Annotated in this window: 14 protein-coding genes; 1 reads left to right on the forward strand and 13 read right to left on the reverse strand. The window is 57.8% G+C overall.

Going from position 1 to position 16,282, the window contains the following annotated elements; translation table 11 throughout:
- Nucleotides 1-13 precede the first annotated feature (13 nt).
- A complete protein-coding gene (locus K6T64_RS00840) occupies nucleotides 14-778 on the reverse strand; it encodes a DUF3388 domain-containing protein (protein ID WP_100667746.1) in 765 nt (254 codons plus the stop codon).
- 99 nt (nucleotides 779-877) lie between these two features.
- Here K6T64_RS00840 and K6T64_RS00845 point away from each other — a divergent pair, with 99 nt between their 5' ends.
- The gene (locus K6T64_RS00845) at nucleotides 878-2,071 is read left to right on the forward strand and encodes a hypothetical protein (RefSeq protein WP_288008218.1); all 1,194 of its coding nucleotides are present in this window, start codon (nucleotides 878-880) and stop codon (nucleotides 2,069-2,071) included.
- Nucleotides 2,072-2,097: 26 nt separating this feature from the next.
- Here the strand turns inward: K6T64_RS00845 and K6T64_RS00850 are convergent, their stop codons facing one another.
- From K6T64_RS00850 to phaQ, 12 genes are all read right to left on the reverse strand, one after another.
- Nucleotides 2,098-4,443: an FtsK/SpoIIIE family DNA translocase gene (locus K6T64_RS00850; RefSeq protein WP_288008285.1), complete on the reverse strand. Its 2,346-nt coding sequence runs from the start codon at nucleotides 4,441-4,443 to the stop codon at nucleotides 2,098-2,100.
- A 152-nt stretch (nucleotides 4,444-4,595) separates the two neighbouring features.
- Nucleotides 4,596-4,820 (reverse strand): YlzJ-like family protein, encoded by a 225-nt coding sequence (locus K6T64_RS16810; protein ID WP_353737777.1) that lies wholly within the window; start codon nucleotides 4,818-4,820, stop codon nucleotides 4,596-4,598.
- Nucleotides 4,817-5,590 carry a ClpP family protease gene (locus tag K6T64_RS00855; RefSeq protein WP_170085618.1) on the reverse strand — a complete coding sequence of 258 codons (774 nt, stop codon included), beginning with the start codon at nucleotides 5,588-5,590 and terminating at the stop codon, nucleotides 4,817-4,819. Before K6T64_RS00855 ends, K6T64_RS16810 begins: the two co-directional genes overlap by 4 nt.
- 392 nt (nucleotides 5,591-5,982) lie before the next feature.
- Entirely contained in the window at nucleotides 5,983-7,488 is a 1,506-nt protein-coding gene (locus K6T64_RS00860; protein WP_288008219.1) for a gamma-aminobutyraldehyde dehydrogenase, read from the reverse strand.
- Nucleotides 7,489-7,562: 74 nt separating this feature from the next.
- Nucleotides 7,563-9,653, reverse strand: coding sequence for a sigma 54-interacting transcriptional regulator (locus K6T64_RS00865; protein ID WP_133121264.1), 2,091 nt, complete (start codon nucleotides 9,651-9,653; stop codon nucleotides 7,563-7,565).
- Between the two features lie 69 nt (nucleotides 9,654-9,722).
- On the reverse strand, nucleotides 9,723-10,667 hold the full coding sequence (gene speB / locus K6T64_RS00870; RefSeq protein ID WP_170100066.1) for an agmatinase: 945 nt from the start codon (nucleotides 10,665-10,667) through the stop codon (nucleotides 9,723-9,725).
- A gap of 38 nt (nucleotides 10,668-10,705) precedes the next feature.
- Entirely contained in the window at nucleotides 10,706-12,064 is a 1,359-nt protein-coding gene (locus K6T64_RS00875; protein ID WP_288008220.1) for a putrescine aminotransferase, read from the reverse strand.
- A gap of 311 nt (nucleotides 12,065-12,375) precedes the next feature.
- Complete coding sequence (gene phaC, locus K6T64_RS00880; RefSeq protein WP_483306120.1) at nucleotides 12,376-13,461, reverse strand: class III poly(R)-hydroxyalkanoic acid synthase subunit PhaC; 1,086 nt, start codon at nucleotides 13,459-13,461, stop codon at nucleotides 12,376-12,378.
- A 75-nt stretch (nucleotides 13,462-13,536) separates the two neighbouring features.
- Nucleotides 13,537-14,310, reverse strand: coding sequence for a 3-oxoacyl-[acyl-carrier-protein] reductase (fabG, locus tag K6T64_RS00885; RefSeq protein WP_288008222.1), 774 nt, complete (start codon nucleotides 14,308-14,310; stop codon nucleotides 13,537-13,539).
- A 115-nt stretch (nucleotides 14,311-14,425) separates the two neighbouring features.
- Complete coding sequence (locus K6T64_RS00890; RefSeq protein ID WP_288008223.1) at nucleotides 14,426-14,866, reverse strand: DUF4349 domain-containing protein; 441 nt, start codon at nucleotides 14,864-14,866, stop codon at nucleotides 14,426-14,428.
- A gap of 378 nt (nucleotides 14,867-15,244) precedes the next feature.
- Nucleotides 15,245-15,805: a hypothetical protein gene (locus K6T64_RS00895; protein ID WP_288008224.1), complete on the reverse strand. Its 561-nt coding sequence runs from the start codon at nucleotides 15,803-15,805 to the stop codon at nucleotides 15,245-15,247.
- Nucleotides 15,750-16,241, reverse strand: a complete 492-nt coding sequence (gene phaQ / locus K6T64_RS00900) for a poly-beta-hydroxybutyrate-responsive repressor (protein ID WP_288008225.1) — start codon at nucleotides 16,239-16,241, stop codon at nucleotides 15,750-15,752. The genes K6T64_RS00895 and phaQ overlap by 56 nt, the downstream gene beginning before the upstream one ends.
- Nucleotides 16,242-16,282 lie beyond the last annotated feature (41 nt).

The following is a 16,282-nucleotide window of genomic DNA, read 5'->3' on the forward strand; positions in this document are numbered from 1 at the left end:
TTGGGCGGTGGTTTTACTCATAATCACTCAACACACAAGGCAACTCTTCGTACGTAATTTCTTCGTCCGGGGTATTCCGCAATTCGATGATCCTGTCGAACAGATCCCATCCGTACTCCGAATGGCGCACGAAAATATCCGGATGCTCAATGATTTTCGGACCAGGGATTTTCAAGACTTCTCGAACCAGCCGGCGGTGTTCTTCCCCGGCCCTTCGAGTGGACACAATGCCGTCAATAATATAGACGTTGGTGGACGGATTGCGCTCGTCCGGGTCAAAATCGGTGCGAACGGTTTGCTTGATTAACGTCGACGAGACAAAGGTCCAATGTTTATTGGCGTAAACGCTCGCCGCGACGATGGACTCCGTCTTCCCCACCCTGGGCATCCCCCGCACCCCAATCACCTGATGCCCGGGTCGCTTCAACAGCTCCCCCAAAAAATCCACCAGGATTCCCAACTCGTTTCGGGTAAATTTATAGGTTTTTAAATCACTCGACTCCCGGGCGATAAATCGGCCGTGGCGCAGGGCGATGCGGTCGATCAACGTGGGCTGCCGGAGAGCGGTGACCTGGATGCTGTTCACATGTCTCAGCAATTGGCGCAGCACCGAAATTTTTTGCCGGTCTTCGACTTGAATGAGAAGACCCCGACGAGTGTTTTCCACGCCGTTGATTGTGAGGATGTTTATGGATAGCATACCCAGGAGAGAAGAAATATCCCCCAGAAGCCCGGGGCGGTTTTTGTGAATGTCGTACTCGAAGTACCAGTCCTCCATGAATTCGAGCTCCTCCCCATGTCAAAAAAATCCCGAAATCCCCAGTGTGTAAAGCGTGGTGAATCCGGTTAGTCTCAAAGAAGGAGAGGGGGGATTGGCATGGCCCGCAACCGCGGTGTCAACCCCGGGCGAACCTTGGCCCTCGTCGGCGGGCTGTTTGCCGCCGCCACCACACTGGAAACGGCACTGCTCAACCTGGTCATTTGGACGTCCTACCCAGATCTGGTTCCCTTTTTAACCTACCAAGCCGCCGTGTTTCTGTTCGCCGGACTCGGTTTTGCTTTTGCAGGGATCCTGGAGCGCTTCGACCCCGGCATCCCTATGCGCGCCGGGGCGGCGGTCCTCGCCGCCCTGGCCGTCTGGGCGGCTCTGGCGGAACACTGGTTGGGGCACCGCCCCCTCGTGGCGGGATTTCTGAACGGCTCAGGGATCGGCCTCTACTGGTGGGGATTCAACAAACAGTGGCTACGGGCCACCGCCCCCCGCACCCGGGACCATTACCAGCGGCTTCACACTTTCACCGCCTCCACGGCCTCGATTGCTACGCCCTTGGCCGCTGAAATGGTGTTCCGCACGTTGCCGCGAGGGGAACACCCTCTCCTGTTTGGCCTCGTTACTGTGTTGCTGGTCCTATTATACCGGACATCCAGACGTCTCGCCCCTCCATCGCCGGAGCCATTCGATTGGAAAGAAGTACCTCCCCTGTCCGGCAGCTGGCGGGGCCTCCTCGGTGCGAGTCTCCTGTGGGGAAGCCGAGAGTCACTGGTGCTCGCTCTCCCTCTCGTGTTCGTGTACGTCATCACCGGCACCGAGACGGCCAGCGGTCTCTATCTCATCCTTTCTTCCACCGCGACGCTGATGGGCGGATTCTTGGTGGAAAGATGGCTCACTGCCCGGTCCCGCCGTCGACTGTTGTGGCTGTCCGCTGCGGTGCTCGTCATAGCCGGGCTCGGGCCCACCCTGTTTCCCAGCTCGGTAGCCCTCTACATCTTTGGTGCAGCCAATGCGCTGGCTGTGCCCTTTGCCGCCGCCTCCTACGGGGCCGCGAGCATGGATATCATAGGCGGTCTTCCTCAAGCGGACACCCACATGGGACAATATTTTTTGATGCGAGAGTGGTTTCTCACGGCCGGACGCCTCGGATCTTTGACGATTCTCATGGCTGGCGCTCTGGTCTTGCCCACCGAAACCGCCTTTCGCCTCGGTTTTTTTCTGACTGCCGCCGGTTGTGCCGCCTTTGCCGCCGGTTTCGCTCCGGTGGTACAAGGCCGACGCCTCGGTTACGAAAACTGAGCCAGCGGGTGCGAGGATGCCTGGCATCAGGAGTGCTGAGAGCCCCGGCGCCGTTCGAGCTGTGCCGGAGTCCACAGAACTTCCCGGGGTTTACTGCCTTCAAAAGGGCCGACAACGCCGCGCCCTTCCATCTGATCGATAAGCCGGGCGGCCCGGGTGTATCCGATGCGGAGCCTCCTCTGCAAAAGGGATACCGATGCTTGCCCGGATCCCACCACCAGGGCGACGGCCTCGTCGAACAAAGGGTCCAAATCCTCTTGAGGACTCTCTTCCCCGCCCGGCACATCCCAATCTTCTCGGTACTGGGCCGGCATTTGGTTTTTCACCGTTTCCACCACCCGTTCCACCTCCGCCTCGGACACAAAAGCACCCTGTACCCGAATCGGCTTTGGAGCGCCGACGGGAAGGAACAGCATGTCCCCCCGGCCGAGTAATTTTTCTGCACCGCCCATGTCGAGGATCGTCCTGGAATCTGCCTGGGAGGAGACCGCGAAAGCGATCCGGGAAGGAATGTTGGCCTTGATGAGCCCGGTGATCACGTCCACGGAAGGCCGCTGGGTGGCGACGATCAGGTGGATCCCGGCCGCCCGGGCCATCTGGGCGAGGCGGCAGATCGCATCCTCCACATCTCCAGGAGCGACCATCATCAGATCCGACAACTCGTCCACCACGACTACAATGTATGGCAAGAGAGGGCGTCCGAATCGATGGGCCAATTCGTTGTACCGTTCCATGTCCCGGACCCCTTCCCGGGCGAACAAGGCGTACCGCCCTTCCATCTCCTCCACGACTTTTTTTAAAGTGGCGGCCGCTTTCCTCATGTCGGTGACCACCGGAGCCATCAAATGGGGGATCCCCCCGTAAACCCCCAGTTCCACCATTTTCGGATCAATCATGACAAGTTTCACTTGATCCGGGTCGGCGCGAAAGAGCAGGCTGATGATCAAACTGTTGATACATACGCTCTTACCGGATCCCGTGGCACCGGCGATGAGTAGATGGGGCATCTTAGCGAGATCCGCCATCACCGGCGCGCCAGCGATATCCCGGCCCAAAGCCAGGATGAGCGGGCTTTTCGCCTGACTAAACTCCGGGGTTTCTAACACCTCCCGCAAGGGGATGATCGCGATTTCCCGGTTGGGAACCTCAATGCCTATGGCCGACTTACCCGGGATGGGAGCCTCCATGCGGATATCCGGGGCCGCCAGAGCCAAAGCCAAATCATCCGTCAGGGCCACGATCCTGGATACTTTAACGCCCACGGCCGGTTGGATCTCATAACGGGTAACCGCTGGCCCCCGGTAAGCCTGCAACACCTTTGCTTTTACGCCAAAACTTTCGAGGGTTTGCTCAAGTTTGTGGGCATTAGCCGCAACGTCCTTCAGATCCGACCCGTGTCGTCCCGGCGGCGGAGGGTTTAATAGCCCGATGGACGGCAGGTGGTACGTGCGTCCAAGGGGACTGGAGGACACCACGATTCCTTCCTCCGGGGTCGGCCCAACTCCAGATGGCCGGTCCTTGGACAGCCGTACTTGAATCCGGGATTTGGCCTCATCGACAACGGCAACCGGGTCGTCCTCGTCGGCCTCTGTTCCCGCATCGACAGCGGGTGGAGCAACGACGGTGTCGGGTTGCGCTTCCTCCTCGACCCACGCCCCGGCCTCGGAAAAATCGCGAATGGGAAACGCTTCTTCGGACGCCTTTCGGCCCCCCTTTGGTGTTCGACGGCGTCCGGCCGCTCGGGCATCCGCTTCGGAAGCCGCCCGCCAGGCGTCGGCGAGGGCCTTGATGCGGGTGGAAATCCCCTGAGCCAACTGGACACCCCACCTTTTCAAGGTCTCCCACACTGACAGGGCCGACCGGCCGGTGGCCAGAATGATCGCCACCATGGCGGATATGAGCAACACGATCTCGGTGCCTAAAGTATCGAATAAAAAGTGAGTGGCAGAAAAAAGGGCATACCCCACCGCCCCACCCCCCACACGCTCCGGGGGTGCGACGGGGTGCCCGCCTTCGGTTGCACCGGTGCTGGCCAAATACAACTGGTCAATCCGGTGGGTGGTGATCGTCCACAGATCCGGTGGAGTCAAAGGATGGCTGCGGATAAGGGAGGTGTAGAGGTTGAGCTGCTCCCAGGTGAGAAGAACGGCGATAAACAGAAAGACTCCCGTCACCCGAAGGTTCCAAGAAGGGGCGCGGCCTTTGACAATCACATAGCCCCCGACCCACAGCATGGCCAGGGGGACGAGGACATACCACCCCCCCGCCACCCACATGGCGAGGTGAGCGAGAGATCGGCCGATCCACCCCAGCTGCGCTAGACAAATCAAGGAGGCCGCAACAATGACCAGCCCCGTAATCTCCGTTTTCATCCATTCCTTGGCCTGCTCGACCTTACTCACGCCATGCCCACTCCCTCGGAAAAACCGCTGTACGTTCTACTACATTTCTCCAAGGGAGTCGGCTTTTCCTTCCGGACGAGGTTCCAGGGCCGGTTTCGCCCCGGCTGGCATCGGCAAAATTGTTATGGGATTCCGGGATAAAGGCAAAGTTCGCGGCCCGGCTGGTATTCCGGCCGGAGATAATCGGCGGGGTTTGGGCTGATTAAACGCACGATCCGCACGCGATCCGCGCCGATGGACTCCACTTCCAGGCAGGCGGACCCGACCCGGATTTCCATTTTGGGGGCAGCAGGCCGCGCTTCTCCTGCAAAAACAAGGGAAAGAGGCACCGCGGTGTAGAGAATCATTGGATCACCGGCTTTCCCGGGGGAGGTTGGCGTGTTGCTGCCGCGTCCACCATCTCCCGCAATTTTCCGAGCGCCCGACCAATGCCGCCGATCTCGTCGATCAGGCCGTAGCGGACGGCATCTTTGCCCACCACGGTGGTTCCGATGTCCCGGGCCAACTCTCCGGTTTTCATCATCAATTCCCGAAACTGGGCTTCAGAGATCTTGGAGTGATCCACCACAAAGCGCACCACCCGTTCCTGCATGCGCTCCAGGTACTCCCAGGAAGCTGGCGCGCCGATGACCATACCCGTCAATCGGATCGGGTGAATGGTCATGGTCGCCGATTCGGCGATAAAGCTGTACTGCCCGGCCACGGCGATGGGCACGCCGATCGAATGCCCCCCGCCGAGCACCAAAGTCACCGTCGGTTTGGTGAGGGTCGCGATCATCTCGGCGATGGCTAACCCCGCCTCCACGTCCCCTCCGACGGTGTTCAGAACGATGAGCACCCCTTTCACCTTGTCGTTTTGCTCCGCCGCCACCAGTTGTGGAATCACGTGCTCATACTTGGTCGTCTTGTTCTGCGGGGGCAAAACGATATGGCCTTCGATCTGCCCGATAATAGTGATGCAATACAGATCGCTGTCCACATCCGGAACCTGGGTTTGCCCCAATCGTTCTAACGCTTGTAAAGGGCCGGAAGGGGGCGGTGTGGCCTGAGGAGGGGCGCCCGGTGTCTCCTCCCCCTCACCCGCAATAGCAAACGGTATCCGATGGTATTGATCCATGTTTGAGCCTCCTCGACAGCTCACTGCAGCTCTGATTCCGCGGCCCGCCCGGCGGGCCGCGCTGCTTTTAGTATGTCCGGATGAGGCGGAAAACCTTGGGTGGCCGGGAGAAAGGCACCTTCATGGACGGATGACCATCAGATGGGTGGGAGAAAGGGGGATTCCAGGCGATGTACATGGACCACGGGGTCCGGAACCGTCATCCTTTGAGGAAGGAGTAAAGTTCGCCATTCGGGACGAACTGAACACTGTCGATTTTTACAACGCGGGGGCGGACCGGGCCCGGGACGCATACGTGCAGTCCGCTCATGTGGCGGAAACTCGTAAGAGCCAGCCACTCACGAGCCCCCTCCTTGAGACCGGAGAGGGGGCCCTGAGGCATCTTCTCGCTTTCATTCCTGGGGTACGTCGCCAAAGATTGTAAAATGCCAGGGTTTGACCGCTTGCCCGCTCAGTTCGGACATGACGTGTTTAACCACGGTATAGTCTTCCAGGGCATAGGCGGAGAGGTCCTTTCCAAATCCGCTTTGCTTGAATCCGCCGTGGGGCATCTCCGACGTGAGGGGCAGGTGGTCATTGATCCACACCGTCCCAAAGCGGAGGGCCTTCGACATCCGCAGTGCCCGCTGGTGATCTCGGGTCCAGACAGATGAGGCGAGTCCATAAACGACCCCATTGGCCCGGCGAATGACTTCCTCCTCGTCGGAGAAAGGCATCACCACCACCACCGGCCCAAAGATCTCCCGTTGACACGCTTCCGCGTCGTCGGCAAGTCCGGCCAAGATCGTCGGCTCATAGTAGGACCCGGCGGCCAACTTTGGATCCGCCGGACGCTTGCCCCCGAGCAGAACCTCAGCACCTGCCGCCCGGGCCCGCTCCACATATCCTTCGATGCGGTCCCGGTGAACCTGGGAGATCACAGGGCCCATGTCCGTGGTCCAGTCCCCAGGCAGTCCCACCCGCACCTTCCGGGCCCGATCGATGAACTGTGCCACAAAGGTGTCATATACCGAGTGATGCACATAAAACCGGGTGGCCGCAGTACAATCCTGGCCGCTGTTCACATAAGCGCCCACCACTGCCCCCTGAACGGCCGCCTCGAGATCCGCATCGTCGAATACGATGAACGGCGCCTTGCCCCCCAGTTCCAAATGGAGGCGTTTCGTGGTATCTGATGCCGCCTGCATGATTTTCGCCCCGGTCTGGGTCGATCCCGTAAAAGAGATCATGTTCACGGCGGGGTGGCTCGTCAGGGCCGCGCCCACCGTGGGGCCGTCGCCGGTCACGACGTTCATCACACCGTCGGGAAGGCCGGCTTCATGCAGGATTTCCGCGAATTTCAGCGTCGTCAGCGGCGTGTTAGGGGCGGGTTTGATCACCACAGAATTCCCGGCGGCCAGGGCCGGCATCAGCTTCCATATCGCCATCAGCAGCGGGTAATTCCAAGGGGCGATGGAAGCGACAACCCCCACGGGATCCCGGCGGATCGCAGATGTGTATCCCGGAAGGTATTCCCCGGTGGCCTTTCCTTCTATATGCCGGGCGAGCCCCGCGAAGAAGCGAATGTTATCGATGGCCGCGGGGATGTCGGAGTATGCCGACAGCTTCAAAGGCTTACCGGTTTGGCGGGTTTCCAGTTCGGCGTATTCCTGGGCCTGCTGTTCCAAAAGATCCGCGGCTTTCAGCAAAACCGCAGCCCGCTCGCCCGGGGCCGCGTCCGCCCAGGTACCTCGCTCAAAAGAAGCTCTCGCTGCTTCCACCGCTCTGTTCACGTCTCCAGGCGTTGCCTCGGGAACTTTGGCCACTTCTTGTCCCGTCGCCGGATCGAGGATCACCTTCTCCTCTCCCGCCTCGCCCTGGACCCATTCTCCGCCGATCCACATGCGATAAATCTCCATGAATTTCATCTCCTTTTTCTGAAAAATGACGCCACGCGTATGGTCCCCGCGATGGGCACGGGGGACGTTCCTTTTCACCAAAGATCGGGAAATCGCTGGATAGCCTTTTGGAATTTCCGGCTCACTGTGGACTGGCTGACTCCCAGCACCCGGGCCGCCTTTGTCGTGCTGTGGTACCGCCTCATCGCCAACAGAATTAACTGATCTTCCACCATTTCTGTGGCTTCCCGCAAGGGCATGATGTCGTCAATCGCCGAAACTTTGACCGGACCCCTCCGGGCGGGGAGCATACTCTCCACGTGAACCGCCTCAATGACATCGCTGTCACAGGTGACCACCAAGCGTTCCACCACGTTGCGGAGCTCCCGGACATTTCCGGGCCAGTTGTATCTCCGGAGGCTCTCCAGTGCACCTTTGCCCCAACGCAACTCCCGTTCGTATTTTCGGGTCAGCTCTTGAAGAAAGTGCAAAGCCAGGAGAGAAATATCCTCCGGCCTGTGGCGAAGGGGCGGAATTTCAATGGGAATCACGTTCAGCCGGTAATACAGGTCTTCCCGGAATTGTCCGGACTCCACCATTTCCCTCAGGTTCCGGTTCGTGGCGGCAATGATCTGGACGTCGAGTTGGCGCGGATGAACGCCGCCCACGGGGTACACTTCTTTTTCTTGAATGACCCGTAACAGCTTGGCTTGAAGAGAGAGGGGGATCTCGGAGATTTCGTCGAGGAAGACGATTCCCCCGTCCCCTTGCTCGAATAAGCCCATTTTGCCTTGGGCGTTGGCACCGGTAAAAGCGCCGCGAGTGTACCCGAATAACTCGCTCTCCAGCAGCGACTCCGGAATTGCCGCGCAATTGATCTTGACAAAGGGACGTTCCCGGCGGGGACTTCTCTCGTGAATCGCCCGGGCGATCACCTCCTTGCCGACCCCCGATTCCCCGAGAAGGAGGATCGTCGATGGGTACTGCGAGACCCGTTCCACCTGGCGCATGACTTGATCCATGGCCGGACTCGCCCAAACCAAGGGATCCCGCTCCGGAGCCAGACGGCTCCTCAGGGCCTCCAGCTCCCGTTTATATCGAACCGACTGGGATTGCACTTCCTTTAATTCTTTTTTGAGCTTTGAAGTCTCCGTGATATCCCGGAGCGTGACCACCACCCGGATCAAACGCCCGGACTCATCAAGCACGGGATTCGCCTCGAACAGGATATGAACCCCGTGGCCCGACTCCCATTCCATGGAGATGCGCCGCTTTTGCCCGATCACCAGGCGCACCACATCGGTGGGTAGATCCGAAAACGCTTCATCGGAGAAAAAATTGCGTCCCACAGGATCGGAGCCAGCAGCGTGGTTGGCGGTGATGATTTTACTTTGGCTGGCCCGGATCACGACCCCGTCGGGATCAATGACAAACAATTCATCGCACAAAGAGGCAAGGACCGCATGGAGGTCGCGGTTGAGATTTTTCACTTTATCCAACTCCATGGCCATCTCCTCAATGTGCGGAAGATCCTGAAGCACCACCACCAGCCCGCTGATGGAACCGTCGTGATCCTGGAGCGGGGCGAAATCGGCCAACAGTCCTTCCCGCATATAGACCTGGTTGAAGACGAACTCCCCCCGGTCTACCACCTGGGACAGGACCTGCTCGCCGAATATCGACGCCATGTTGAGACTGTCCGCCTCGGATTTTTTCAGCATGCGAAGCGCTTTGGCGTTATAGTTGACCACCCGGCGCGACCGATCGCATACGATCAGTCCCATGGGGATCGAGTGAAGAAGCAGCCGGATCCAATCGACATTCCAGTCTCGGCAGGTCAGGAGGTACACGAGATAGTCCTGGCGTTCGACGTACTGCAAGCCCTGATCCGTATCGATCAGGGTCACCTGCTCCGACAAAAGGTCCAGAGTTCGGTAGGGCACTTCAGGTTCAGGGACACAGAGCACGGGAAAACTTCGGGAACAGGTGCGCAGGGCCCCATCGGGTTCGTCGGCCCCGGCTTCCGCGCCGATGCGAATCTCCAGGGCTTTGTACAAAGAACCGTCCTTGAAAAATACATACCGATCTCCCCGGGATCCGGCCTCCCGTTCAATCTGCCGAACGTTTTCATCTCCCCTCACCCATCGAACTTCTCGAAGGCATTGGGCGAATTCCACAGTGCTCACTTCCTTCCATCCTGGGCCCCCGCCCCGCGGTTCCGTCTGCCGAGGCACCCACCCCCCGTCCGGGACCGGTCATGCCGGGGAACGTGCTTGAACCAGCAAGAAAAGCCCTTCCCATGCCACGGTGGCCGCCAACAAGGCGGTGATGTCCGCGTGGTCGTAAGGCGGCGACACTTCCACCACGTCCATCGCCGCCACATTGAGCCCGGCCAATCCCCTGAGCGTCTCTATCGCCACGGCCGAGGAGGGGCCACCGACTTCTGGAGTTCCTGTGCCGGGGGCGTAAGCCGGATCCACGACATCGATGTCGAAGCTGAGATATACAGGGCCTGTGCCAACCCGCCGGCGAACCGCCTCGGCCGTTTTTTCCGGGCCTGTCTTCAGCCACTGCTGCGCATTGATCTCCGCGATGCCGAACTCCTTCGCAAACTCCGCCTCCTGCCGAGTTTCCAAAGAGCCTCGTATACCCACCTGGATGGAGCGATTCGGGTCAATCAAACCCTCCTCTACAGCCCGTCGAAAGGTCGTCGCATGGTTGTACCGCCCGCCCCAAAAAGAATCCCATAAATCCGAATGGGCATCAAAATGGACAAGAGCGAGTGGCCCCCGCAGTTCACAGATCCCTCGGAGCAATCCGAGAGTGACGGAGTGGTCGCCCCCCAGAAACAGGGATCGGCCGCTTGGGCCCACCCGTTCCACCACTTGGCCGTGGATCGACCTCAGGGTTTGTTCAATATCAGTGGGAATCACGGACAGATCGCCGCCATCTACCACGGCCGCCGATTCCAACAAATGTATGTGGTGGTGGCGATGGTAGGGATAAAGGGTGGCGGAAGCCTCCCGGACGGCCTGGGGTCCGAACCGGGCCCCGGCGCGGTAAGAAGTACCCCCGTCAAAGGGCACCCCAAACACTCCAATACAGTCTCCGAGCCTTCCAGGGGATCCGGCCGGCAGCTTCATAAAGGTGTTCCACCCGCAGAACCGCGGGATCTCTTTTTCAGACGGGACACGGCTCATGAACAAGGTCTGCGCCTCCCTCGGCGAGCTGGTCGGCATTATTGCGCAGCCCCGACTCGCACTTGGGCCAGGGCGTCTGCCAGCGCCTCGAACACCCGATCGGCCTGCTCTTTCTTGATGGTGAGCGGCGGTTCTACCCGGATGACCTGGGCGTTGATCAACGTCCCGGTCACCAAAACCCCTCGGTCAAACAGTGCTTTAGCGACCTCGAATCCCACGTGATCGTCCACAAACTCTAACGCCATGAGCAACCCCTTGCCCCGCACATCCACGACTTTGTCCTCGTGTCCTTTCACGGCCCGCTTCAAACCCTCCAGCATGTATTCGCCCATTTCCGCGGCCCGGGCGGGGAGGTTCTCCTCGAGGAGGACGTGAATGGTCGCGATGGCCGCGGCGCAAGCCAGGGGGTTGCCGCCGAAAGTCGTGGTGTGCAAGAACGGGTTGTCAAACAGGGTGGAGAAAACCTCCTCGGTGGCGATCACCGCTCCGGCCGGCATGATTCCGCCGCCGAAGGCTTTAGCTAAGCAAAGAATGTCCGGGGTTACGCCGTAATGCTCACAGGCGAACATTTTGCCCGTACGGCCCATGCCCGTTTGCACTTCATCGAGAATGAGCAAGGCTCCGTATTCCCGGCAAAGCTTCTGGACACCCGGCAAATAATCGTCGTCAGGAATATTGACGCCACCCTCCCCCTGGATCGGCTCGAGGAGAACGGCTCCCACGTCGTCCCCGGTCAGCCGGCAGGCCTCCATGGTTTTCTCCAACATATCGAGGTCATTGAAAACAACATGCCGAAAACCCGGAACAAGAGGGCCGAAGGGCCGGCGAAAAACTCCTTTGGCCGTGCCCGACAAGGAGCCGTAACTCTTCCCGTGGAACGCCCGGGTTGCCGCAATCACGGTGGGCTTCGACGGGTTGTACGCCCGGGCTAGCTTGATGGCCGCCTCCACCGACTCTGTGCCGCTGTTGGTAAAAAATGAATATTTGAGATCGCCGGGAGTGATGTCTGCGAGGATCTTTGCCAGGAAAGCCCGAAGGGGGTCGAGGAGATCCTGACTGTGCAGGGCTTGCCGGTTCAACTGATCAAGCACCGCTTTCATGACCTTGGGGTGGCGGTGTCCGACATTATAAATCCCAAATCCCCCGAGACAATCGATATATTCCTTCCCGTTGACATCGCGAAAACTGTTCGGCCCCGCGTCCGCCCATTCCACGGCCGCGTCCAAGGATCCCGAGGTCACAGACTTCCGGTATTCTAGAAATCCTGGATTTACATATTCTTGGAACCCTTCGATCGTCTCTCGGGTGACCCATTGTGCCTCTTCCGGGGAAATTTGATCTTTCGCGATCAGTTCAAGAACCTGACCCGTGAAGTCAAGAACCTTTTTCTCATCCATGTAAACGGCTCCTTTCAGCAATGAACTCAGGATGCCGTCTTTTATAAGCAAAAATCATACCACATCCCACCGCCCGTTTCTGCAGTTCCGCGGGCGAAGACTTTATGCACTCACACATACCCTATTCATATGCGCATACCTGATGCGTCAACGACCCCCTTCTTGAGGATACCTGATTCTGAATCGATTGACAATGGTAAAACGCGGGGAGCGGCATCGTCCCGGATTCCTTGAGTTCGAGCGGTCAATGGGATGACAGACGGGCCGCCGGTGCACGTGAGCGTCCGGCGACCCTGTCCCTCACACCATGTTCACATTGCGTCATGTGCCTTCAACCAGTCAGCCGTTCTCGGATATACCCGCTTACTGGCCGTCCCGCCGTACACGAGGCTGACGTGACCGACGGGGAATTGGTATTCCGTCCGATCGGAACTTAGGATGTGTTCAAACAGCGCCTCGCTTTGTGGAGGGGGAACGATGTGGTCCCGCTCGGCCGTCAGCAGAAGAACGGGACAACGGATCTGACTTAAATCCACGGGACGGTCCCGCAGGATCAGTGTCCCTTCGACCAGTTTGTTGTCCTGATAAAACTCGTGGATCCACTCGCGGTACGCCTGACCCGGGAACGGAGTTCCGTCGTTGACCCATTTGTTCAACATCCTCCAACTGTGGACAAAAGTTTCGTCATCCACCCGATCCAACAACGAAACCCAGGGAGCGACGAAATTACTCATGGGCTTCAACATTTTGTTGCCAAAATCAATCACTTCGGGAGGAACGTTGCCGAATGTTTCCACAAGCTTATCTACATCAAAATACTCTTTGCGCAGCCATTGATTGTACAGCGGGGCATGTCGAAAGTCGATCGGCGCGGCGAGAAGGGTCAAATCCTTGACTTTGTCGGGAAAAAGCGCGGTATACATCGCTCCCATCGTTCCGCCCATGCAGTAGGCGAACATGTGAATTCGGTCCGCGCCTGCGTGCCTCAAAACCCGATCCACGGCCTTGTCGAGATAGTCGAACATGTACTCCCCAAACCCGTTGTGTCGATCTTCAGGTCCAGCGACACCCCAATCGATCATATAAACCGAGAACCCCTGCTGTACAAGGAATTCGACAAAGGAATGTCCGGGCTCCATGTCGAGGATGTAGGGTTTGTTGATCATCGCGTACACCATGAGTACCGGAAATTGGTGTACACGCTCCACACCGGGTAACGAGAAATGGTACAGTCGCATCTTATTCTTGCGCCAGATTGTGGTCTTGGGTGTTTGTCCGGTCGGCGGCTCGGCCTGGCTGAGGATTTCCACAGCTTTGCGGTACCGGCGCCAACTTGTCGGCGCTTGTTCCAGCCACCGGTGGCCCATCCTGGCCAGGGCATCCTGTTGAAAAAACATCGCATTCCACATGGTCTGCCAACTCTCTGCCGTCATCATCGCTCCCCTTTCGTGCTTGGCGAGTTTCTCCGAATGTTACATGTACATGCCACCGTTCACATTGAGGCATTGTCCAGTGATGTAATCTCCGTCCACCACCAGGAACCGGACAACTTTTGCCACTTCTTCAGGGAGGCCGAACCGGCCCATAGGAATCTTCGCTTTGATTTTGTCTTGAACTTTTTCAGGGACTGCCGCCACCATATCCGTCCAGATAAATCCCGGGCACACGGCGTTGACGGTGATGTTATATTTGGCTGTCTCCAGGGCGAGGGACTTGGTGAATCCGATGATCCCAGCTTTTGCCGCGGAGTAATTCACTTGACCGAACCCGCCGGTTTGGGCAATGATGGAAGAAACGTTGATAATGCGACCAAACCCGTTCTCGATCATCGAGGGGAGAACCCGTTGTGTGAGGTGGAACATGCTGTCCAGATTGGTGTGCATCACATCTTCCCACTGGGCTGCAGACATGTTGAGGAACCGAGAGTCTCGGGTGATCCCGGCGTTGTTGACGAGGATATCGATTGGTCCAAATCTGTCGGAAATTTCGTTCCACAACCGATCAATCTCCTCCGGTTGGGAAACATCGGCCTTCAAGGCGGCAACCCGATCATTGTGCGCGCTGAGTTGGCGCACCAAAGCCTCAGCCTGTTCTGCGCTTCGGCAATAGTTGAGAACTGTGGTCGCCCCGAGACTGGCCAATTCCCGGGCGATGGCCGCGCCAATCCCCCGAGAGCCCCCGGTGACCAACGCAACTTTACCGGCCAATACACGTCCTTGAATGACCATTTCCTCAGCAAGTGCCATTCTGATCTCCCCCGTTCTCCCCATCGTGGTCGGTCATTGCCACACATAAAACTCATGGATTACACGTGAATCTTGGAACAAGCGAATTCAAAAGCCCCATGCGCCATGTTCGCAGCTACTCCTCGCCCCCGGAAGAGGGCGCATCCCCCGAGAGCTCCCGATTCTCAGGGCTCTCGTCCCGACTGGCGGTCCGTCGGCCCCGGCCTCCTTGGCCAGGTCGGGTTCGACTCTCCAGAGCCCCTTGAATCTTTTTCAAGGTTTCTTCCACCCGAATGAGTCGTTCGTCTATGGCATCGATCTTTTCATCCACCGCTGCGACCATTTCCCCGAGCCTCGCCATGTCGTCGATAGAGGGGAGGTGGGATTTCTCGGCGACGGATTTCATCGTTTGGGAAATTAATTGGTTCATTTGAAGAAAAGCCTGCATCATTTGGGCGGATATGATGGAATAGGTTTCGCTCGTCAGAAAATCGTTCCATGCCTCGGCAGCATGCGGTTCCCATTCATCGTAGATTTTCTTCCATGCTACGAAAGGATCTGAATACTGAACGGCCATGCCATCCGCTCCTTCTTCAAACTCTCACTGCTAACCGCAAGGGTACCGGTGACTGACAGTTATTGCCCCCCATCCCCGACCGGGCTCCCACCTCCCTGGCGCAGTATCACTTGCCGGTCTTTCTACGACCAAGTGTACCAAAACTCACGTGAGAAAATCGTCGACTGATGTCGAAGAACATGTGAAAACTATGTTAAGAATATGATAAGAAATCCTCGACTCGGATGATCTCTTGTTGTCACACCTTCGATATATAGCGCTACCGCCGCTTCAATATTCCCGGCCGATCCGATGTTCACAAAAAAACCGCCCGTTTGCGCCAATCCGCAAAAACGGGCGGTTCTTCGTTTCATCGGGAAAGGTTCCGGGCTGATTCCTTTAAGCGTTCTCTTTGCTCCAGGCGCTCAACCAAGGACGCACTCCGTCCTCCAGGGCATGGAACCATTGGTACTGGACTTTTTTCAGCGCATCTTTATTTTGATCGACGAAATTCCACAACACTTTACGCTGTTCCTGAACCTGCCGGATCCAAGTCTGGTTTTGCTCCTCCCACCGCGCTTCGTAGGCTTCGCTCCAGTCCATGTACGACTTCCACGGCGTCCACCACAGGTCCTGGGCCTTCTGGGCCAAAGTCTCCCAGGACTGCTTCTGAGATTCCTGGGCGTCCTCCGGGTTTGAGTCCTTCGGCAAGAAACTTTTCCACACCTGTTCCGACTCCCGGATCAAATCTTTGGTCAACCCCTCTACATTTTTCCGAGCCGTGGCGAGCAGTTTTCGAGATTCAGCGACGGCATTCAAATAGTCGTTTTCCCGCTTTTCGATAAACCGTTGCCAATCGCTGGCCCTGTCTTCGTAATATTTCCAAGCGGGGTCGAGAATAGTGTCACTCCGGTAGGTCGTTTTCTCGGGTTTCTTTGGATTCGGGGTGGCCTGGGTCATGGTGACTCCTCCCTGTTTTCGTTGAATTGGCTGGGTCTGTCAAAGGTCCGCCGGAAACCCCCAAAAACGGGTTGTACAGATTCAAGATACTGCTGTAGGTCCGAAAAAACTGGTCCAACATACTCTGGTAACGCTCCAATTCCGCAGCGTACAACCGCAGGTACGCCTCTCCGGCGTCAGTGAGGGAATAGAGGCGCTTTGCAGGTCCCGCTGTCTTCGTGTTCCACTCGGACTGTACGTAATGGTCTTTTTCCAGTTGCCGAAGGATCCGGTAGACGTTCCCCCGGTCTACATCTTGAAAACCGAAAACAGCCAACTTTTGAACCAATTCGTACCCATGAACCGGAACTTCCCGCAGGATCAACAGGATGTACGGAAGGAGAAAATTTTTTGGCGCTTTGCCAAGAAGCCCCCTTTCCATTGGCGTCTCCATCATCTCATTTCACCTCTAGGTGTATTTTACATCTATATGGACGC

The organism is Kyrpidia sp. (assembly GCF_023512215.1).
In the GTDB taxonomy this organism is placed as follows: Bacteria; Bacillota; Bacilli; order Kyrpidiales; family Kyrpidiaceae; genus Kyrpidia; species Kyrpidia spormannii.

Coding starts and splice junctions, on each gene's coding strand:
- K6T64_RS00850 (WP_288008285.1), bottom strand. CDS start 4,443: ATGAAAACGGAGATTACGGGGCTGGTCATTGTTGCGGCCTCCTTGATT.
- K6T64_RS16810 (WP_353737777.1), bottom strand. CDS start 4,820: ATGATTCTCTACACCGCGGTGCCTCTTTCCCTTGTTTTTGCAGGAGAA.
- K6T64_RS00895 (WP_288008224.1), bottom strand. CDS start 15,805: ATGACCCAGGCCACCCCGAATCCAAAGAAACCCGAGAAAACGACCTAC.
- K6T64_RS00890 (WP_288008223.1), bottom strand. CDS start 14,866: ATGGCCGTTCAGTATTCAGATCCTTTCGTAGCATGGAAGAAAATCTAC.
- K6T64_RS00860 (WP_288008219.1), bottom strand. CDS start 7,488: ATGGAGATTTATCGCATGTGGATCGGCGGAGAATGGGTCCAGGGCGAG.
- phaC (WP_483306120.1), bottom strand. CDS start 13,461: ATGTTTTTTCAACAGGATGCCCTGGCCAGGATGGGCCACCGGTGGCTG.
- fabG (WP_288008222.1), bottom strand. CDS start 14,310: ATGGCACTTGCTGAGGAAATGGTCATTCAAGGACGTGTATTGGCCGGT.
- speB (WP_170100066.1), bottom strand. CDS start 10,667: ATGAGCCGTGTCCCGTCTGAAAAAGAGATCCCGCGGTTCTGCGGGTGG.
- K6T64_RS00855 (WP_170085618.1), bottom strand. CDS start 5,590: ATGGATCAATACCATCGGATACCGTTTGCTATTGCGGGTGAGGGGGAG.
- K6T64_RS00840 (WP_100667746.1), bottom strand. CDS start 778: ATGGAGGACTGGTACTTCGAGTACGACATTCACAAAAACCGCCCCGGG.
- K6T64_RS00875 (WP_288008220.1), bottom strand. CDS start 12,064: ATGGATGAGAAAAAGGTTCTTGACTTCACGGGTCAGGTTCTTGAACTG.
- K6T64_RS00845 (WP_288008218.1), top strand. CDS start 878: ATGGCCCGCAACCGCGGTGTCAACCCCGGGCGAACCTTGGCCCTCGTC.
- phaQ (WP_288008225.1), bottom strand. CDS start 16,241: ATGATGGAGACGCCAATGGAAAGGGGGCTTCTTGGCAAAGCGCCAAAA.